Source organism: Belnapia moabensis DSM 16746 (assembly GCF_000745835.1).
Taxonomy (GTDB): domain Bacteria; phylum Pseudomonadota; class Alphaproteobacteria; order Acetobacterales; family Acetobacteraceae; genus Belnapia; species Belnapia moabensis.
The window spans coordinates 35138-53146 of sequence record NZ_JQKB01000016.1; the positions used below are offsets into that span (position 1 = coordinate 35138).

Genomic DNA, 18009 nt, shown 5'->3' on the forward strand with positions numbered 1-18009 from the left:
CGCCCCGGCGCCCTACCTGCGGGAGATGAGCAGCCCCGACCCGATGCGTGTCTTCGACCGCCGCCTAGTGCGCCTCCGTCGCGACCGGGCCGCCGCCACCGTCGCCCAGGTGGCGCCGGTGCTGGAGGAGGCGGCCGACCGGCTGCTCGACCGGCTGGACGATATCACCCGCCGCTTCACCCGAGCGCTCGACCTCGGCGGGCGTGGGGCGGTGGCGCCGCGGCTGCGGGCACGGGGCATCCCCTTCGTCGTCTCGATGGACCTCTCGGCGCGCATGGCGGCCGGGGCGGGTGGCCTACCGTTGGCCGGTGACGAGGAGGTGCTGCCCTTCGCGCCGGAAAGCTTCGACCTGATCGTCGCCAACCTCTCGCTGCATTGGGTGAATGACCTGCCGGGGGCGCTGGTGCAGATTCGCCGGGCGTTGCGGCCGGATGGGCTGTTCCTCGCATCCTTGCCGGGCCTCGGCACCCTGCAGGAGCTGCGCGAGGCGCTGGCCGGGGCGGAGAGCGCGTTGCGGGGCGGCCTCTCGCCGCGGGTCTCGCCCTTTCCCGAATTGCGTGACCTGGCGGGGCTGTTGCAGCGGGCCGGCTTCGCCCTGCCGGTGGCGGATGGGGAGACTTTGCCGCTCCGCTATCGGACGCCGCTCGGCCTGCTGCGGGACCTGCGCGCGGCGGGGGAGGCCAATGCCGTCCTTGCCCGTGACGGCCGAACCCCCCCCCGCGCCCTGCTGCCGATGGCGCTGGCCGGGCTGCCGCAGGAGCCGGAGGGCATCCCCGCCTCCTTCCGTCTGCTGATGATGACCGGCTGGGCGCCGCATGGGAGCCAGAGCCGGCCGGCTCGCCCCGGCAGCGCCAATGCCCGCCTTGCCGATGCGCTCGGCGTCGAGGAGCGCAGCGCGGGCGAGCGGGCCGGGGGCTGACCTCGCGCGTCCGCGACATGTCGTGGGCCTCGCAAGTATTGCGCCCGGGGCGCCCCGCGATCATCTTGGGCGCAACCGCCGAATGCAGAGACAGTCGAAGACCATGGACCAGCAGGGCGGCGACGCGCGCCGCATCACCCTTCATTCCGCCGATGACTTCGCGGGCATGCGGCGGGCCGGCCAGCTGGCCGCCGAGACTCTCGACCTCATCACCCCGCATGTCCGCCCGGGCGTGAGCACGGCGGAGCTGGACCGCATCTGCCACGAGCACATCCTGTCGAAGGGGGCCGTGCCGGCGCCGCTCGGCTATCGCGGCTATCCGAAGTCGATCTGCACCTCGATCAACCATGTGGTCTGCCACGGCATCCCCGGCGAGCGGGTGCTGATGGATGGCGATGTGGTGAATATCGACGTCACCGTCATCCTCGATGGCTGGCATGGCGACACCAGCCGGATGTATGTCGCCGGCACCGCCTCGACCAAGGCGCGGCTGCTGCTCGACGTCACCTATGAGTCGCTGATGCGCGGCATCGAGGTGGTGAAGCCAGGCGCGACGCTCGGCGATATCGGCTATGCCATCCAGAGCTTCGTCGAGCGCAACCGCTTCGCCGTGGTGCGGGACTTCTGCGGCCACGGCATCGGCCGGCGCTTCCACGAGCCGCCAAACGTGCTGCATTTCGGCCGCCCGGGCGAGGGACCGACGCTCCGCCCCGGCATGTTCTTCACCATCGAGCCGATGGTGAATGCCGGCCGGCCGGAGGTGAAGGTCCTCGACGATGGCTGGACGGCGGTGACGCGCGACCGCAGCCTTTCCGCTCAGTTCGAGCATATGGTCGGCGTCACCGAGACGGGGGTGGAGGTCTTCACCTATTCCCCGGCCGGGCTGCACAAACCGCCCTACGAGGTCTAGCCGCTTTTCGTTGGCGTGCCGCATCGTGTAGTCTGGCTCCGTTCTGGTGGGGCCAGCGATGTCGAGGGGCGGGAAAGCGAAGGGCTTCGCCGATATGGGGCTGATCGCCCTGCCGCTCGAGATGCCGGGGGCCGAGGCGCCGCCGGGCCATCTCGGCCATCGCGCCCGCATGCGCCAGCGCCTGCTCACCGCCGGGCCCGAGGCGCTCGCCGATTACGAGCTGCTGGAGATGGTGCTCTTCCTCGCCCTGCCGCGGCAGGACACCAAACCGATCGCCCGCGCGCTGATCGCCCGCTTCGGCAGCTTCGCCAATGTCATCGCCGCGCCGGCGGCCGAGCTTTGCCAGGTCGACGGGGTGAAGGAGGCCGGGGCCGCCGCGCTGAAGACCGTCCAGGCCGCCGCTCTTCGTCTGGTGCGGGCGGAGTTGCTGGACCGGCCGCTGCTGAACTCCTGGGAGCGGCTGCTCGAATACCTCGCCGCGAGCCTCGCCCGGGCGCGGGTGGAGGAGGTGCATGTGCTCTTCCTCGATGCCCGCAACCGGCTCATCGCCGATGAGGTGCAGGGCCGCGGCACCGTCAACCACGGCCCGCTCTATCCGCGCGAGGTGGTGCGGCGGGCGCTGGAGCTGCAGGCGACGGCGCTGATCCTGGTCCACAACCACCCCTCCGGCGATCCGACGCCGTCGCGCGCCGATCTGGAGATGACGGCGGAGGTGAAAGCCGCGGCTGCGGTTTTCGACATCCTCCTGCATGACCATCTGATCATCGGCAACGGGCGGCAGCTCTCCTTCCGGCGGGAGGGCCTGCTTGGGGCGTGAGCGAGGCGAAGCTGTTGTGATGTTGACCCGAACCGTTTGGCGGTCGCAGGCTCGCGCCATGCGAAAGCTCGTGCTGCCCGCTGCAATCTGCCTGATCGCCACCGGGTTCGGCCCGGCTTGGTCCCAGGGGAAGCCGCCGCCGCTCGGGGTGGAACCTGCTCCGGCCCCGGCAGCTCCCAGCGGCAAGCCTCCGCCGCTCGGCGCGGCCCCGCCCCAGGGGCCGGCCGTGGCTGCCGTGCCTGGTGGGAAGCCGCCGCCCTTGCCGCCGGGCAGCGGGCCCTTCGGTGTGGCGCCGGGCGGGCGGCGCGCGGTCTCCTCCGGCACCGGCTTCGTCGTCGCGCCCTCGCGCATCCTGACCAACCACCATGTGGCGCGGGAATGCTCGGAGATGCGCGTGCGCACCTCGACCGGGGCGGAACTCACCGCGCGCGTCGGGGCGACGGACGAGCAGCGGGACCTCGCGCTGCTGACCGTGCAGGGCGGTGACCCGGGCCCGGTTCTGGCCTTCCGCAGCGGGCCGGAGGTGCGGCGCGGCGAGGGGGTCGTCACCTACGGCTTCCCGCTGGCCGGCCTGCTCTCCTCCGGCCCGACGCTGACCACCGGCGAGGTTTCGGCGCTGGCCGGGCTGCGCGACAACCAGAGCCAGTACCAGATCAGCGCACCGGTGCAGCCGGGCAATTCCGGCGGGCCGCTGCTCGATCTCGGCGGCAATGTCATGGGCGTCGTCGTCTCCAAGCTGAACGCGCAGCGCATCGCCCAGAGCACGGGCGATATCCCGCAGAACGTCAATTTCGCGGTGAAGGGCAATGAGGCGGTGGATTTCCTGCGCCGGAACGGCATCCAGCCGCGCCTGGCGCCAACCAGCGGCTCTGCCCTCCGCGGCGCGGCCGAGGTCGGCGAAGTCGCGCATCCGTCGACCGTCTTCCTCCGCTGCATGCGGTGATGCCTCGGCCGCTTGCGCGTGCTAGGAATCGGCTCAGGCGGGGGCGTGCCGAAACGGTAGCCGGAAGGGACTTAAAATCCCTCGGGCGCGAGCCCGTGCGGGTTCGAATCCCGCCGCCCCTACCATCTTCACGACGCATTCTCCTGTCGGCGCTAACCTCCCCAGCGTAGATGCCGGCGCGAGAGGGGTTCGTCGATGCCTTCGGTCCGAGAGGTCGTACGAAGCGGTTGAACCGCCGCTTTGGGGTCTGTTGATCGTGCTTGGCTTCTGCATCCTGTCGCTCGCCGTCATCCTGGAGATGCGGGCGATCGCTGGGCTCAGGCGACCGAGGCGGCGTTGAACCTCAACCGCGCCGTCGGCCAGGACATCGCCCGGATCATCGGCGCGCTCGACCTGGCCTTGCGCGGTGTTGCCGAGCGATTGCGCTAGGACGAGGGCGCCTACCAGGAGGACATCCTCAACAACCCGATCTTTAAGCGTTCGACGACGGCACGGCATCTCGGCTCGGCCTTCGTGCTGAATGCGGCATCGCAACCGTCGGCGTCGGCTTCGTTGCAATGTAGCTCGCCTCTGCCGTGCTGCCTGCGGGCTGGGGTCCTGTTCGAAGCCGCCGACCGGGCCCCCTACCGGGCCAAGCAGGGCGGAGGGAACCGCGTCATGCGCACCTCTTGGGCCGGCCCGCTCGGTCCGGCCTCTGTCCTTGACCGGAGGTTGCCATCCTGTGCTGACCTTGGAATGCCTCATGCCGTTGGGCCTTACGGATGCGGATGTCCCTACCCGCACTGCCCCGGCCGGCCCTCGATGAAATCAAGCAGGCAGGGCGCGTAGCGATCGGTGAAGGTCGGCTCCGCTCCGCCGCCATGGCCGGCCAGCCCTGCCGGCCGGTCGAGGAAGAGCAGCCCCTTCACCCGCCGCGTCAGCGCCCTAAACAGCCGGGCGCGCGCCGCTGGGTCCGGGTCGTACTCATCGCCCTCGAAGGTGGCGACAGCGACGCGGGCTTCCTGGTTGCGGGCGCGCTCCAGCACCTCGCGCAGCTCCGCCACCGCCCAGCCCCAGGCCGGGCTGCCGCGCGGCCCATGCGCCGCCGGGGCGATGGCCACCACGCCATCGACCAGCCCCGGCTCGTCCAGCGCCTGCAAGGCGTTCCAGGCGCCGCGCGACTGCCCACCGACGACGATGCGCTGGTAGCCCTGTGCCCGCAGCGCCCGCAGGGCGCCGCGCAGCCAGCCGGCGGCGATCTCGGTCTCGTCAAGCATCGGGTCGCGGTCGAAGCGCAGCACATCCCAGCCGGCATTGTTGAAGACGCGGACATGCGGCTGCGGCTGGCTGCCGCGGCTGTCCTGTCCGCCGGCGGCGCGGCCATGCGCCCAGACATAGGCGCCGCGCGCCGCCCTTGCTCCCTGCCAGAGGAAGCGCCCATCCGGCACCAGCGCCCAGCCCGGCCCGCCCTGCATCGGCCGGGCCGGCGCTGCCGGGGCTGCCCCTTCCTGCCCCGGCCATACCACGGCGAGGTCCCGCGCATAGATCCGGCAGCCCTCGTCCCGCTTACCCTCGCCGACCCACTGCGCGCAGAGAGCGATGGCCCGCGCCTCGGTGGTAGCGAGGTCCAGCTGCGCTGCTGCCCAGCCCCAGGCGCCGCTCGGGCTGAGGGCGAAGGCGCGCGGCGTCGATTGCTGCAGGAACCGGACATAATCGGCATGGCCTTCGGTGCCGAGATGCGGCACCGCGCCGACATCCAGGACGGAGGCGGGTTCGGCGGCGGCAGGGGAGGCAAGGGCCAGCGTCAGGGCTAGCCACAAAAATATGTGATATCCCATGATTGTGATGAAACCATGAGCGCTGCCGCCAAATCAACATATTTGGTGTTGGTCAGCCCCGGCGCGGCACCACCAGCCGCGGCACGATTACCTGCACCGGCTCATCCCGCTGGTTGAGTGTGGTGCAGCGTGTCCGGAGCATCCCCTGACGCGGCTTCGACTGGCTCGGCCGTACTTCCAGCACCTCGATCTCCAGCCGCAGCTCATCACCCGGCCGGACCGGCCGCGGCCAGGCGAGTTCCTCCATCCCGCCGCCGATGATGCCGCCCACCGGGCGGAATTCGCTGCCGACCAGCAGCTTCATGGTGAGTGAGGCGGTGTGCCAGCCACTGGCCGCCAACCCACCGAACAGCGTGCCTTGCGCCGCCGCGTCATCGAGATGGAAGGGCTGCGGGTCGTACTCGCGCGCATAGGCGATGATCGCCTCCGCCGTCACCACGAGCCGGCCGGAGCGGAAGATCTGCCCCGGCGTGAAATCCTCGAGGTAAAGCTCCGCCATCGCCTCGCTCCTTCAGCTGCGGGCGGAGTTTGCCCTCGCCGCGAGCGCCAGCGCCAGCACCCCGCATCCGGCGACAGCGAAGGCGGCACGGTAGCCGATCACCGCCAGCCCCAGGCCGAAGGCGAGCGAGCCGACGCTCTGCCCGAGAAACAGGGCGAGCGCGAAGGCCCCGACCGCCGTGCCGCGCGCCTCCGGCAGCGCTTCCGTCGCCCGCGTCTGCAAGACGCCGTGGAACATGTAGAAGGCGAGGCCCAGCACCACCTGCAGCCCCGCCACCACCTCCCACCGTCCGGCGAGCGCCAGCATGCCAAGGCAGAGGCCGATCGCTGCACCGCCCAGCGTCAGCAGCCCACGCTCGCCGAAGCGCGCCAGCAGCGGCCGCGCCATCCGCGTATAGGCGAAGGCGCCGAGGCCGAAGCCAGCGACGATCAGCCCCGCCTCCGCCGCGTTGCGGCCGAAGCCCTCGATCAGGAAGGAGCCGGTGAAGGGAAAGGCGCCGCCGAACAGCAGGAACCCGTCGAAGAAGGCAAGGCCGATCAGCCATCGCCCAGAGGGTTTGCGGAGCAGCTCCAGATAGGCCCGCATGCCGCGCCCGCCGCCGCTCCCCTCCGGCCGCTGCCAGAGCGCCGGCCCCAACCGCCAGGCGAGCAGCCCGCCCACCGCCAGCGCCATCCCGCCCAGCAGCAGGAAGGGCAGGCGCCACCCCGCCGCCTCCGCCACAACGCCGCAGGCCGGGCCGGCGAGGAGCTGCGCCATCACCATCCCGGTAAGGAAGCGGCTGATCGCCACCTGCCGCTCCGCATAGGGCACCGCATCGGCGATATGCGCCATCAGCAGCGGAATGACGGCGCCGGCGAAGAACCCGCTCCAGGCCCGGAGCGCGATCAGCCCGGGCAGGGTCGTGGCGAAGCCGCTTGCCACCAGGCCGAGGCCGAAGAGCAGCACCGCGAAGCAGGCGATCCGCACCTTGCCCAATCGGTCGCCGAGCGGCCCGGCGACCAGCTGCACCAGCCCATAGGGCAGCACGAATCCCGCCACCACCGCGCTGGCATGGGAGACGCTGACATCGAAGGCCCGGGCGATGGCGGGCAGCAGCGGGTCCAGCATCCGCATGCCGGAGCCGGTGGTGAAGCCGGCAAGGGCCAGCAGGGCGATCGGGATGGCAGGTGGCATGTGGGGGCGATAGGGGCTCGGCCGCCGCGGCGCGTCAAGCGGCGGCGCTTCCGTTGACAGCGGCGCAACGGGCGCCGAGCCTGACAGGCGGGAGGGATCATGACGGATCGGACGACTTTACTCGGGCGCGGCTTCACCTGGCAGCAATTGCAGGTGGGACAACGCTTCCGCACCTTCGGCCGCACCGTCACCGAGCATGACTTGATGGGCTTCGTGGCCCTCACCGGCATGCAGGAGCCGCTCTTCGTCGATGCGACCCATGCCGGTGCGCTGGGGCCCCGCCCGGTGCCCGGGGCGCTGACTCATGCGCTGATCGAAGGGTTGGTGCTGCATGGCATGGCCCACGGCACCGGCCTCGCCCTGCTCGAGACCCATATCCGCCCGCTGGCGCCGGTGCGGGTCGGCGACACGATCCATGCCGAGATCGAGGTTACCGACATCCGCCCCACCAGCCGAGGCGGCCGCGCCGTGGTGCGGAGCGCCGTGCGCGTGCTGAACCAACGCGACGAGCCGGTGATGGACTACGATGCGACGCGACTGATCCGGGGAGAGGACGCAACATGATCCACCGCCGCCACCTGCTGGCGCTCGGCGCTACAAGCCTCGCCGCGCCGGCCATGGCGCAGGGCAGCTTCCCCGACCGGCCGGTGCGGCTCGTCGTCGCCTTCCCGCCCGGGGGGCCGACCGATGTCGTCGCCCGAATCCTTGCTGAGCGCATGGCGCGTGAGTTGGGCCAGGCGATCGTTGTCGAGAATCGCGGTGGCGCCAACGGCAACATCGCCGCCGAGGTCGTGGCGAAGGCGGAGCCGGATGGCTACACGCTGCTCTACAACACCTCCTCCATCGTCATCAGCCGGGCGCTCTACCGGCGCCTCAGCTACGACCTGCTGAAGGATTTTGCACCTGTCTCGCTGACCGCCGCCTCGCCGCTGGCGCTGGTGGTGAATCCGGCTGCGCCGCCGCGTACGCCTGCCGAGTTCGTCGCCTGGCTGCGCGCCAATCCAGGGAAGCTGAGCTATTCCTCCGGTGGCGTCGGCAACATATCGCACCTCGTCACCTTCCTGGTGCTGAACCATATCGGCGGCGAGGCGGTGCACGTCCCCTATCGCGGCACCGCCGCGGCGCTGACCGACACGGCGGCGGGCAACGTGCAGTTCACCTCCGACACGGTGGTGACGGCGCTGCCGGTGATCCAGGAGGGGCGGGTGCGCGCCATCGCCGTCTCCAGCGCCGAGCGCTCGCCGCTGCTGCCCGAGGTGCCGACCATGGGCGAGGCGGGGCTTACACCGCCCGGCTTCGATCTCGGCGCCTGGCAGGGCATCCTCGCCCCGGCGCGGACGCCGCCGGCAGCCATCACCCGGCTGAATGCGGCGATGGCCGTGACGCTTGCCGATGCGGATGTCCGCGCCCGGCTCGCCGCCCAGGGCGCCAAGCCGACCGGCGGCAGCGCGGCCGACTATGCCGCCTACATCCAGTCCGAGATCGGCCTCTGGACCAAGGTGGTGGCCGATAGTGGCGCGACGGCGGAATGAGCGGCGGCATCACCATCCGGCCGGTGGAGGAGGCTGATCTTCCGGCGCTCCCTAGCCTGCTGGCCCAGCTTGGCTACCCGATGGCGGCGGAGGAGGCGGCTCGCCGTCTTGCTGCCGTCCTCGCTGCGCCCGGCCATGCCGTGCTGGTCGCGGTGCGGGACGGGGCGGTGCTCGGCCTGATGCACCTCTTCCTGCGCCCGGCGCTCGAGAAGCCGCCTGAGGTTGTGGTGCAGGCGCTGGTGGTGGAGGCGGGGCTGCGCGGCTCCGGCCTCGGAGGACGGCTGCTGCGCGCCGCCGAGAACTGGGCGCGGGCGCAGGGCCAACCCTCCGTCTCGCTGCATTCCGGCGCACAGCGCGAGGTGGCGCACGCCTTCTACGTAGCACAGGGCTATGCGCGCGTCGGCGGCGCGGTGCTGTTCCGCAAGGCCGTCTAGGCGACGACGCGCCGGGCCCGCTCGCTCTCCGTTTTCAGCTGCCCACAGGCCGCCAGGATGTCCCGTCCGCGCGGCCGGCGGATCGGGCTGGAATAGCCGGCATCGTTGAGGATGGTGGCGAATTTTGCCGTCTGCTCGTAGGTGCTGGTCTGGTAGGGGCTGCCCGGCCAGGGGTTGAAGGGGATCAGGTTGATCTTGGCCGGAATGCCCTGGAGCAGCCGCACCAGCTCCCGCGCCTCGGCCTCGCTGTCGTTCACCCCGCGCAGCATGACGTATTCGAAGGTGATGCGCCGCGCATTGCTCGCGCCTGGATAGCGCCGGCAGGCATCGAGCAGCTCCTTGATCGGGTACTTGCGGTTCAGCGGCACGATCTCGTCGCGCAGCTCGTCCGTCACCGCATGCAGCGAGACGGCGAGGTTGACGCCGAGCTCCTGCCCGCAGCGGTCCATCATCGGCACGACGCCCGAGGTGCTCAGAGTGATGCGCCGACGCGAGAGGCCGATGCCCTCGCCATCCATGACGATGCGCAGCGCTTTCGCCGTGTTCTCGTAATTGTAGAGCGGCTCGCCCATGCCCATGACGACGATGGTCGAGAGCAGCCGCGGCTGATCGTCCTTCGGGCTCGGCCATTCGCCGTAGCTGTCGCGCGCCGCCATGAACTGGCCGACGATCTCGGCGGCGCCGAGGTTGCGCACCAGCTTCTGCGTCCCCGTGTGGCAGAAGCGGCAGGAAAGGGTGCATCCCACCTGTGTGCTGATGCAGACGGCGCCGCGGTCAGCATGGCGGTCGGGGATGTAGACAGTCTCCACCTCCTGCCCGTCGCGCCAGCGGAACAGCCATTTGCGCGTCTCGTCGGCGCTGGTCTGAACCGTCGCCGCCTCGGGCCGGCCGACGGTGAAGCGCTCGGCGAGCTTCGCCCGCATCGGTCCGGCAATGCTGGTCATGGCGGCGAAGTCGGTGACGCCCTGATGGTAGATCCAGTGCCAGAGCTGCTTCGCCCGGAACGGCTTCTCGCCGAGCGTTGCCAGCTCCGCCACCAGCTCCTCGCGCGAGAGGCCGACCAGCTCCCGCCGCCCGTCCGGCAGCGTGGCCTCGGGCGGGTTGAAAAGCGCGGACTTGGCGAGGATGCGCTCGCGCTCGGCGCTGGTAAGATCGCTCATCCACGGCCTCCCGACGGACATTCCTTGCTGATCGCCTCATAGGCAGCGGTGAAGCCGGCGAGGGGGAAGGTGTCGGAGGTAGTGCCCCGCCCGTTCGCCCCCGGACCGCGCAGCAGCATCTCCCGCCCGTTGCGCATCGCCCGGACCGTGGCGCTGCCATCCCGCGCCGCGGCGGTGGAGCCGGCGGTGTAGAAGGGCAGGTCCGTGCCGCCGATCACCGCCATCGCCTCGGCATTGCGCGGATAGGTGTAGCCGGCCGAGACCGTCACCGTATCCCGCCGCCCCGGCCGATGGGTCACCGTCAGCAGCACCCCCTGCCGGGTGGTGCGGGTGAAGGCGTAGCAGACCTTCTGCCCGCCCTCCGTGTAGGTCGCCGCAATCCAGGACTGGTAGTCGCCGAGCTTCTGCGGCCGCGCCTGTTGCGCATGAGCCGCCGGAGCGAGGGCAAGGGCGAGGAGGAGGCCGGAAAGCGCACGCATGCCGCTGGAAGCACCTATCAAAGCCGGACCAGCACGGCCGCGGGGGAGGCGGCGCCGGGTCGGCGGAGGTCGGATGAAGGTGGGGCCGCGGGGGAAGCGGTCTTGGTCGCTAGATAGGCCCGCTGTCGCGCCGCAGCAACCGGGCTGGTGCCCCGGCGCGCCCCGCCTTATGCAACCCGGCCATGACCGACGCTCCCGACCGGCACCTGGCCGCCCAGTACGAGGCCTTTCCCTACCCCGCCCGCGACCCGCGGGAGGAGGCGCGCCGCCTGATCGTCGGCAGCCCGAGCCACCTTCGAGAGATCGACCACTGGATCTTCGGCAGCCGGCGTCCGGCCTCCACCCCGCTGCGCGCCCTCTTCGCCGGTGGCGGTACAGGCGACGGAACGATCATGCTGGCGCAGCAGATGGCCTGGGCCGGCCGGCCCGGCGAGGTCACCTGGCTCGACCGTAGCACCGCCGCCCGCCGCATCGCGGAGGGCCGCGCCGCCGCGCGCAAGCTCGGCAATATCCGCTTCGAGAACGGCTCGCTGCTCGACCTGGGGGAGAGCGGCCTCGGCCCATTCGACTACGTCGATTGCTGCGGCGTGCTGCACCACCTGCCGGACCCGCTGGCCGGACTCCGTGCCCTGGTCTCCGTGCTGGCGCCGGGCGGCGGCATCGGGCTGATGGTCTATGCCCCGCATGGCCGCACCGGCGTCTACATGCTGCAGGACGCCCTCCGCCTGCTCGCGCCCGAGAGCGAAGCGCCCCCGGCCCGGATCGACATCGCCCGTCGGCTCTGGCGCCAGGTGCCGGAGACCGCCTGGCTGAAGCGCAACCCCTGGCTGACCGACCACATCTCGGGCGGCGATGCCGGGCTCTACGACCTGCTGCTGAATCCGCGCGACCGCGCCTACACCGTTCCCGACCTCGCCGCCCTCGTCGCCGCGGCGGGCCTCCGCATCGCCTGCTGGGTGGAGCCGGTGCGCTACGACCCGGATGCCTATCTGCCCGATCCCCGCCTCCGCGCCAGGACCGCCGCGATGACGCCAATCGAGCGCGCGGCGCTGGCCGAGGCCATCACGGGCAATATGGGCATCCACATCCTCTATTGCCGCCGCGCCGAGGAGCCGGAGCCGGAGCGCCTCTGGGAGGATCCGGATTCCGTCCCCACCCTCCGCGAGATGGATGGCGCGGCGCTGGCGAAGGGCCTGCCGCGCGACGGCACGTTACCTGTCACTTTCGACGGGCTCCGGGTGAACCTGCCGCTGCCGCGCCTTGCCGGAGCCATCCTGCAACGGGTCGATGGCCGCCGCAGCTTCGGCGCCATCGCCGACGAACTGGCGACGAACGGCGTCTCCCGCGAGGCCGTCTGGCGCGACCTCGCCGGCCTTCGCCGCAGCATGGAGGCGATGAACCGCCTGCTGATCGCTGCCCCGGCGTGAGGGCGGCGATCATCATCTTCGGCGCCGCCGTCCGCCCCGATGGCAGCGCCAGCCCGACGCTTCGCCGCCGCGTCGAGGCCGCCGCCCGCTTCGGCGCCCGGCTCGCGGACCCGCTCTACATCCCGACCGGCGCACAGGGCCGCTTCGGCCCCGCCGAGAGCCATGTCATGTCGGAACTGCTGCAATCTTTCGGCGTGCCCGCCGGCAGCATCGTCGAGGAGCCGACGGGGACCGATACGCTCTCCTCCGCGCTCGCCAGCGAGGTCCTGCTGCGCCGCCTCGGCCATGCCGGCCCGGTCTATGCCGCGACCAGCCGCTTCCATCTGCCGCGCTGCCTGCTGCTGCTACGGGTCATGGGCCTGCAGGCGCGCCCGGTGCCGATCGGCGGCTCCGCCGGGGCGGAGGGCTGGCGGCGCCGCTGGTACTGGCGCCTGCGCGAGGTACCGGCCATTCCTTACGACGCTGCCCTGGCGCTCTGGCACCGGCTGCGCGGGCGGTAGCTCGACAGCCCCGTCCCGCCTTGCCATCCTCCGCGTGCGGAGGAGAACCAAGAATGATCCAGCCTGTCGCAACCGCGGCGGCCTGGCGGCCGGCTGCGCTCGAAGCATCCGGCGCCTGGCTCCGCCGCCTCGCCCCCGCCGAGATCGAGGATCTGCGCAGCGCTTTCCGCCACCTCCAGGCGTTGGGTAAGCCGATGCTGGAGATTACCCGCGAGGACTTCCCCCTCGGCCCCTTCGGCGCCGTGCTGGCCGAGGCGGCGCGGGAGCTGGAGCGGGGCATCGGCTTCCGCACCCTGCGCGGCATTCCCGTCACCGACTACACCGCGGAGGAGGCGCGGCTGCTCTTCTGGGCGATCGGCACGCATCTCGGCGTCGCCCGGCCACAAGGCAAGGCGAGTCAGCTCATCTCCGACGTGCGCGATGCCGGCGGCACCTACCGGGGCCATGGCGGCCGTGGCTACAACACCAATGCCGAGCTCGACTTCCACACCGATGGCAGCGATGTCGTCGCCCTGCTGTGTCTCAAGACGGCGAGGAGCGGCGGCCTCAGCCGCCTCGCCAGCTCGGTCGCCATCCATGACGCGCTGCTGGCGGAACGCCCGGAGCTGGTCGAGACGCTCTACGGCCTCCTGCCCCATAGCCGACAGAAGGAGGAGGCCGCCGACGAGACGCCGACCTACATGGCGCCCGTCTACAGCCTGAAGGATGGCCATTTCGCCGCCCGCTACATCCGCAACCACATCCGCGCGACGCAACAGATCGAGGGCGAGCCGCGCCTGACCGAGCGGCAGCACGAGGCGCTCGACGCTATCCAGGAGATGGCGAGCAGCGATGCCTTCTGCTTCTCCATGTGGCTGGAGCCGGGCGACCTGCAGCTCGTCAACAACCACGTCCTCATCCACAGCCGCACCCATTACGAGGATTTCGAGGAGCCGGAGCGGAAGCGTCACCTGCTCCGGCTCTGGCTTGCCGTGCCGGAGGGCCGCCCGCTCTGCGACGCGATGCAGGAGGTCTACAAGAGTACAGCCCCCGGCAGCGTGCGCGGCGGCTTCAAGGGGCAGAACCTGCCGCCTGGCCTCGCCGCCTAGCAGGCCCGCGCCGCCGCCGCGCTCGGCATGCGCGACACCCCTTACTGAGGAGCAGGCCGATGACCGTCACGCGCCGCGCCGCCCTCGCCACCGCGTTGCTCGCGGGCAGCGCGCGGGCCCAGCCCGCCTGGCCGAGCCGCCCCGTCACCATCATCGTCCCCTATGCGCCGGGCGGCGGCACCGACATCTTCGCCCGCGCCCTCGCCGAGGGAATGCGTGACGGGCTCGGCCACCCCGTCGTCGTCGAGAACCGCGCCGGCGCCAATGGCGTGGTCGGCGCGGAGTTCGTGCAGCGCTCGCCGCCCGACGGCCACATGCTGATGATCGCAACCGGCGCGCATGTCATCAACCGTTACGCCATGCCGGCCATTCCCTTCGACCCGGTGAAGGATTTCGCGCCGATCTCGATGCTCTCCGGCTACCCGCTGGTGCTCGCCGCGCATGGCGGCCAGCCCTACAGCGACATCGCCGGCCTCATTGCCGCAGCGAAGGCGCGGCCCGGCAGCATCGCCTTCGGCTCCACCGAGGCGGCGACGAGCTACGCGGGCAACGCCTTCGCCCGCCAGGCCGGCATTCAGCTGATCGAGGTGCCCTATCGCGGCAGCGGACCGCAGTTGAACGACCTGGTCGCCGGCCACATCCTGCTCGCCACGACCAGCACCGTCGCCGTGCTCCAGCATGTGGCGAGCGGCGCGGTGAAGGTGCTCGCCGTCACATCGGCACGCCGCTCCGCCCTGCTGCCGCAGGTGCCGACGATGCAGGAGGCCGGGATGGCCGGCTACGAATTCAACGGCTGGTACGGCCTGTACGGCCCGCCCGCGCTGCCGCCGGCGCTGGCCGCACGCATCTTCGCCGCCGTGCAGGCTGCGCTGGCGAAGCCTGCCATCGGGCAGCGCCTGGCCGAACTCGGCGCCGATCTGGCGACGCTCGGCCCCACCGATTTCGCAGCCTTCCTCGAGCGCGACAACCGCCGCTGGGCCGAAGCCGCCGCCGCCGGGCTGATCACCACCGCCAACTGACCGATCCCTTACGCCGGACGAAACTCCTCCATCCCACGACTTCTCTACCCCAGCCCGCGCCATCGCATCCTCGGCGCGCAGAATGCGCCGCGGCGGGACCAGAACGCGGGCCTCCTGAACCCGCCGCCCACCGCTCACGGTACGCTGCCCAATCTCCGCTGCGCCTGTTCCGACGCGCATCGCTGCCTCGAACCAGGAATTGCATCTTCCAGACTTACGGCTTGCCGGTTTGGACACCCTGGCTGTTCGGACCCTGGATGGGACGCACGGATTTATTTCGGTGCCGGGCAGGGCCGCGATACAAGCTTCGGAGATGGTCCGAACCCGATCCCCCGGCTTCGATGCCGGCTTCGGCCGGCGCCATGCCGTTCTCGGGCGTTAACAAGATCACCGGCAGCCCATGCTCAGCTTCGGTGTATATCGCTGCTGCGCGGCATGTGGGTTGCCCTGGCCTAGCAGCCGGTGATGCGGCCGGAGGCGATGCAATCCTGGTAGCCCATGACGGACTGGATATGGGGAAAGAGGAAGTATCCGCCGACCAGCACGCCGACAATGAGAAGCAAGGCGATCAGGCCGATCAGGTCGGGGCGTGAGCGATTCGACAAGGCGGGGGTCCGGAGGGGAAAGGCGCCAACCTATCCTCTGCGGCTGGACCCTTCCAGGCTGGCCGCATAGGCTTGGCTGAGAACGATAAGCTTTCGAGGAACCGTCATGGCCCGTCATCGCTGGCCCCTGCCGCCCGGCGATGCGACCGCGGGCCCGCCACCCGTTGAGCCACCCATGCCCTGGGCGCTGCTGGCCGCGGCCTGTTTCGGCATGTTCGCCGCCTCCTCCAGCGGCACTACCCGGGCGCCCTTCCTGCTCGAGATGTCGCGCGACCTGGCGACGAGCCTGCCGCTGGTCGGCAACCTCATGGCCGTGACCTCGGTCGCCTGGGGCATCGCCTCGGTGCTGGCGGGGGCGGGGTCGGATCGATGGGGGCGGCGGCCCTTCCTCATCGGCGGGCCGGTGGCGCTGGCGCTCTGCCTGATGGGCGTGGCGGGGGCGGGAAGCTTCCTCTGGGTTGCGGTCTGGGGTGCATTGGCGGGCGGCTGCGCGGGCGCCTTCACCGGGGTGCTGATGGCCGAGGCATCTGCACGGGTGGTTGACCGGCAGCGCGGGCGGGCGCTCGGCTGGGTGATGGCGGGGCAGTCGCTGACGCTGCTGCTCGGCGTGCCGATGGCGGCCTGGATCGGCGCCTCGCTCGGCTGGCGCGGGGTGAACCAGGTGGTGGCCGGGGTGGCGCTGCTGGCGGGATTGGCGCTGTGGGTGACGACGCTGCGGCCGGCCCCGGGTGGGGGCGGCCTGCGCAAGGCGGGGACGGTGCGGGGCAAGGCGCTCACCGGGCCGGTGCTGCGGCTGCTGACGATGGGGGTGGCGGAGCGGATCTGCTACGGGCTCATCGCCGTCTATTTCGCCACCTTCCTGCAGTCGTCCTATGAGCTGTCGCTGGCCGGCGTGGTGGTGCCGCTGGCGGTCTTCGCCATTGGGAGCATCCTCGGCACGGTGCTTGGCGGGCAGCTGGCGGACCGGCTCGGCAACCGGCGGCTGACCTTCGCCGGGGCGATGTTCGGCTCGGCAGCGCTGGCCATCGCGCTGTTCGGCTGGCTGCCGGGGCTGGAGGGGTCGGTGGCGCTCGGCTTCGCCTATGTCTTCGTCAACGCCATCGCCCGGCCAAGTCTGATGGCGGCGCTGGCTGAGGTGCCGGAGGATGTGCGAGGGACTGTGCTCGGGCTGAACGTCACCTCGGCGAGCGTCGGATGGCTCGGCGCGGCGGCGCTTGGGAGCTGGATGATCGCCCAGCACGGCTTCGCCGGCTTCGGGCCGCTGGCGGCGGGGATCGGCATCTTCGGCGGGTTGCTGGCGGTGGTGGGGCGGCGCTAGGCCTTTTCCTTATCCGCCGCCCGCTTCTCGGCGATGACATCGGCCAGCGCCCGCAGTGCCTCGGGCACGCCCTCGCGCGTCGCGCCTGAGAGCAGCAGCACCGGACGGCCGACGGCGCGCTCCAGCGCCTTCAGCCGGCTGCTGCGGGCCTGCGGCGTCATGGCGTCGAGCTTGTTCAGCGCCACCAGCTCCGGCTTGTCGGCGAGGCCGTTGCCATAGCCTTCCAGCTCCTCGCGCACCGTGCGCCAGGCGCCGGCCGGGTCCGGCTGGCTGCCATCGACCAGATGCAGCAGCACGGCGCAGCGCTCGACATGGCCGAGGAAGCGGTCGCCGAGCCCGGCCCCCTCATGCGCGCCTTCGATCAGGCCGGGGATGTCGGCGAGGACGAATTCCTCCGAGGCGTTTAGACGGACAACACCGAGCTGCGGATGCAGCGTGGTGAAGGGGTAGTCGGCGATCTTCGGTCGGGCGGCGCTGACGGCGGCAAGGAAGGTCGATTTCCCGGCATTCGGCAGGCCGACCAGCCCGGCATCGGCAATCAGCTTGAGGCGCAGCCAGAGCCACTTCTCCTCACCCGGCCAGCCCTTGTCGGCACGGCGGGGTGCGCGGTTGGTGCTGGTCTTGTAGTGGGCGTTGCCGTGACCGCCATCGCCGCCGCGGGCGATCACCACGCGAGCGCCGGGCGTGTCGAGGTCGGCGAGCAATGTCTCCTTGTCCTCGGCGAGGATCTGGGTGCCGATCGGCACCTTGAGGACGACATCCTCGCTGCCGGCACCTGAGCGGTCCTGGCCGGCGCCGTTGCCGCCCTTGCGGGCCTTGAAATGCTGGGCGTAGCGGTAGTCGATCAGCGTGTTGAGACCATCGACCGCCTCGATGACGACATCGCCGCCGCGGCCACCATTGCCGCCGTCAGGCCCGCCGAACTCGATGTACTTCTCGCGGCGGAAGGCGATGACGCCGTCGCCGCCGTCACCGGCCTTCACCCAGACCTTGGCTTCGTCGAGGAATTTCATGGGGGATTGGACCCTTGGAAACAAAAAAGGGGGCCTCGCGGCCCCCTTCGCGTCACCGCTGGCGGTGAGGCTTATTCGGCCGCCTGGGCGACCGGCAGGACGGAGACGTGCACGCGACCTTCGGCCTTGCGCTCGAACTTCACCGTGCCGTCGACCATCGCATGCAGCGAATGGGTGCGGCCGACGCCGACATTGCGGCCCGGCAGCATCTTGGTGCCGCGCTGGGTGACGATGATGTTGCCGGCGCGGACAACCTGCCCGCCGAACAGCTTCACGCCGAGGCGCTTGCCGGCGCTATCGCGCCCGTTGCGGGAGGAGCCGCCCGCCTTCTTATGTGCCATGGAGAATTCTCCTTC

20 protein-coding genes and 1 tRNA gene are annotated in these 18009 nt (G+C 71.0%); 13 read left to right on the forward strand and 8 right to left on the reverse strand.

From position 1 onward, the window contains the following. Positions 1-25: 25 nt before the first annotated feature. From EP26_RS12605 to EP26_RS12625, 5 genes are all read left to right on the forward strand, one after another. Positions 26-919, forward strand: coding sequence for a methyltransferase domain-containing protein (locus EP26_RS12605; RefSeq protein ID WP_043338933.1), 894 nt, complete (start codon positions 26-28; stop codon positions 917-919). Positions 920-1001: 82 nt separating this feature from the next. After that, positions 1002-1829 carry a type I methionyl aminopeptidase gene (gene map, locus EP26_RS12610; RefSeq protein ID WP_408735100.1) on the forward strand — a complete coding sequence of 276 codons (828 nt, stop codon included), beginning with the start codon at positions 1002-1004 and terminating at the stop codon, positions 1827-1829. Between the two features lie 94 nt (positions 1830-1923). Then, on the forward strand, positions 1924-2646 hold the full coding sequence (gene radC, locus EP26_RS12615) for a RadC family protein (RefSeq protein ID WP_043338935.1): 723 nt from the start codon (positions 1924-1926) through the stop codon (positions 2644-2646). A 58-nt stretch (positions 2647-2704) separates the two neighbouring features. Further along, the gene (locus EP26_RS12620) at positions 2705-3589 is read left to right on the forward strand and encodes a S1C family serine protease (protein WP_052389119.1); all 885 of its coding nucleotides are present in this window, start codon (positions 2705-2707) and stop codon (positions 3587-3589) included. Between the two features lie 39 nt (positions 3590-3628). Further along, positions 3629-3714: transfer RNA gene (locus tag EP26_RS12625), tRNA-Leu, on the forward strand. 648 nt (positions 3715-4362) lie between these two features. Here the strand turns inward: EP26_RS12625 and EP26_RS12630 are convergent. The 3 genes from EP26_RS12630 to EP26_RS12640 all read right to left on the reverse strand — a co-directional run bounded on the left by EP26_RS12630 (position 4363) and on the right by EP26_RS12640 (position 7078). Continuing rightward, entirely contained in the window at positions 4363-5388 is a 1026-nt protein-coding gene (locus EP26_RS12630; protein ID WP_043338936.1) for an alpha/beta hydrolase, read from the reverse strand. Between the two features lie 70 nt (positions 5389-5458). Then, positions 5459-5905, reverse strand: a complete 447-nt coding sequence (locus tag EP26_RS12635; protein ID WP_043338937.1) for a MaoC family dehydratase — start codon at positions 5903-5905, stop codon at positions 5459-5461. Between the two features lie 12 nt (positions 5906-5917). Then, positions 5918-7078 (reverse strand): MFS transporter, encoded by a 1161-nt coding sequence (locus EP26_RS12640; RefSeq protein WP_052389120.1) that lies wholly within the window; start codon positions 7076-7078, stop codon positions 5918-5920. A gap of 99 nt (positions 7079-7177) precedes the next feature. On the opposite strand from EP26_RS12640, the gene EP26_RS12645 reads away from it, so the two are divergent. Genes EP26_RS12645 through EP26_RS12655 form a run of 3 tightly spaced genes read left to right on the forward strand, consistent with a single transcriptional unit; the run spans position 7178 to position 9044 of the window. Next, positions 7178-7642, forward strand: a complete 465-nt coding sequence (locus EP26_RS12645; protein ID WP_043338938.1) for a MaoC family dehydratase — start codon at positions 7178-7180, stop codon at positions 7640-7642. After that, positions 7639-8610: a Bug family tripartite tricarboxylate transporter substrate binding protein gene (locus tag EP26_RS12650; protein WP_043338939.1), complete on the forward strand. Its 972-nt coding sequence runs from the start codon at positions 7639-7641 to the stop codon at positions 8608-8610. Before EP26_RS12645 ends, EP26_RS12650 begins: the two co-directional genes overlap by 4 nt. After that, positions 8607-9044: a GNAT family N-acetyltransferase gene (locus EP26_RS12655; protein WP_043338941.1), complete on the forward strand. Its 438-nt coding sequence runs from the start codon at positions 8607-8609 to the stop codon at positions 9042-9044. Before EP26_RS12650 ends, EP26_RS12655 begins: the two co-directional genes overlap by 4 nt. On the opposite strand, the gene rlmN is transcribed toward EP26_RS12655, so the two are convergent. Next, positions 9041-10204 (reverse strand): 23S rRNA (adenine(2503)-C(2))-methyltransferase RlmN, encoded by a 1164-nt coding sequence (gene rlmN, locus EP26_RS12660; protein WP_052389121.1) that lies wholly within the window; start codon positions 10202-10204, stop codon positions 9041-9043. The genes EP26_RS12655 and rlmN overlap by 4 nt on opposite strands. Beyond that, a complete protein-coding gene (locus tag EP26_RS12665; RefSeq protein WP_043338943.1) occupies positions 10201-10683 on the reverse strand; it encodes an invasion associated locus B family protein in 483 nt (160 codons plus the stop codon). The genes rlmN and EP26_RS12665 overlap by 4 nt, the downstream gene beginning before the upstream one ends. A gap of 182 nt (positions 10684-10865) precedes the next feature. On the opposite strand from EP26_RS12665, the gene EP26_RS12670 reads away from it, so the two are divergent. From EP26_RS12670 to EP26_RS12685, 4 genes are read left to right on the forward strand one after another with little or no spacing between them, the layout of a single operon-like run. Beyond that, on the forward strand, positions 10866-12110 hold the full coding sequence (locus EP26_RS12670) for a methyltransferase (RefSeq protein ID WP_043338944.1): 1245 nt from the start codon (positions 10866-10868) through the stop codon (positions 12108-12110). Beyond that, positions 12107-12610, forward strand: coding sequence for a YdcF family protein (locus tag EP26_RS12675; protein WP_043338945.1), 504 nt, complete (start codon positions 12107-12109; stop codon positions 12608-12610). Before EP26_RS12670 ends, EP26_RS12675 begins: the two co-directional genes overlap by 4 nt. 53 nt (positions 12611-12663) lie before the next feature. Then, positions 12664-13698, forward strand: a complete 1035-nt coding sequence (locus tag EP26_RS12680) for a TauD/TfdA family dioxygenase (protein ID WP_052389122.1) — start codon at positions 12664-12666, stop codon at positions 13696-13698. A 59-nt stretch (positions 13699-13757) separates the two neighbouring features. Next, positions 13758-14717 (forward strand): tripartite tricarboxylate transporter substrate-binding protein, encoded by a 960-nt coding sequence (locus tag EP26_RS12685; protein WP_043338946.1) that lies wholly within the window; start codon positions 13758-13760, stop codon positions 14715-14717. 452 nt (positions 14718-15169) lie between these two features. Here the strand turns inward: EP26_RS12685 and EP26_RS34805 are convergent, their stop codons facing one another. Further along, positions 15170-15322 (reverse strand): hypothetical protein, encoded by a 153-nt coding sequence (locus EP26_RS34805; protein ID WP_157033519.1) that lies wholly within the window; start codon positions 15320-15322, stop codon positions 15170-15172. A gap of 106 nt (positions 15323-15428) precedes the next feature. Here EP26_RS34805 and EP26_RS12690 point away from each other — a divergent pair, with 106 nt between their 5' ends. Continuing rightward, entirely contained in the window at positions 15429-16640 is a 1212-nt protein-coding gene (locus tag EP26_RS12690) for an MFS transporter (protein ID WP_043338947.1), read from the forward strand. Here the strand turns inward: EP26_RS12690 and obgE are convergent. Both obgE and rpmA read right to left on the reverse strand, forming a co-directional pair. After that, on the reverse strand, positions 16637-17653 hold the full coding sequence (gene obgE / locus EP26_RS12695) for a GTPase ObgE (protein WP_043338949.1): 1017 nt from the start codon (positions 17651-17653) through the stop codon (positions 16637-16639). The genes EP26_RS12690 and obgE overlap by 4 nt on opposite strands. 71 nt (positions 17654-17724) lie before the next feature. Beyond that, positions 17725-17994: a 50S ribosomal protein L27 gene (gene rpmA / locus EP26_RS12700; protein WP_043338950.1), complete on the reverse strand. Its 270-nt coding sequence runs from the start codon at positions 17992-17994 to the stop codon at positions 17725-17727. Positions 17995-18009 lie beyond the last annotated feature (15 nt).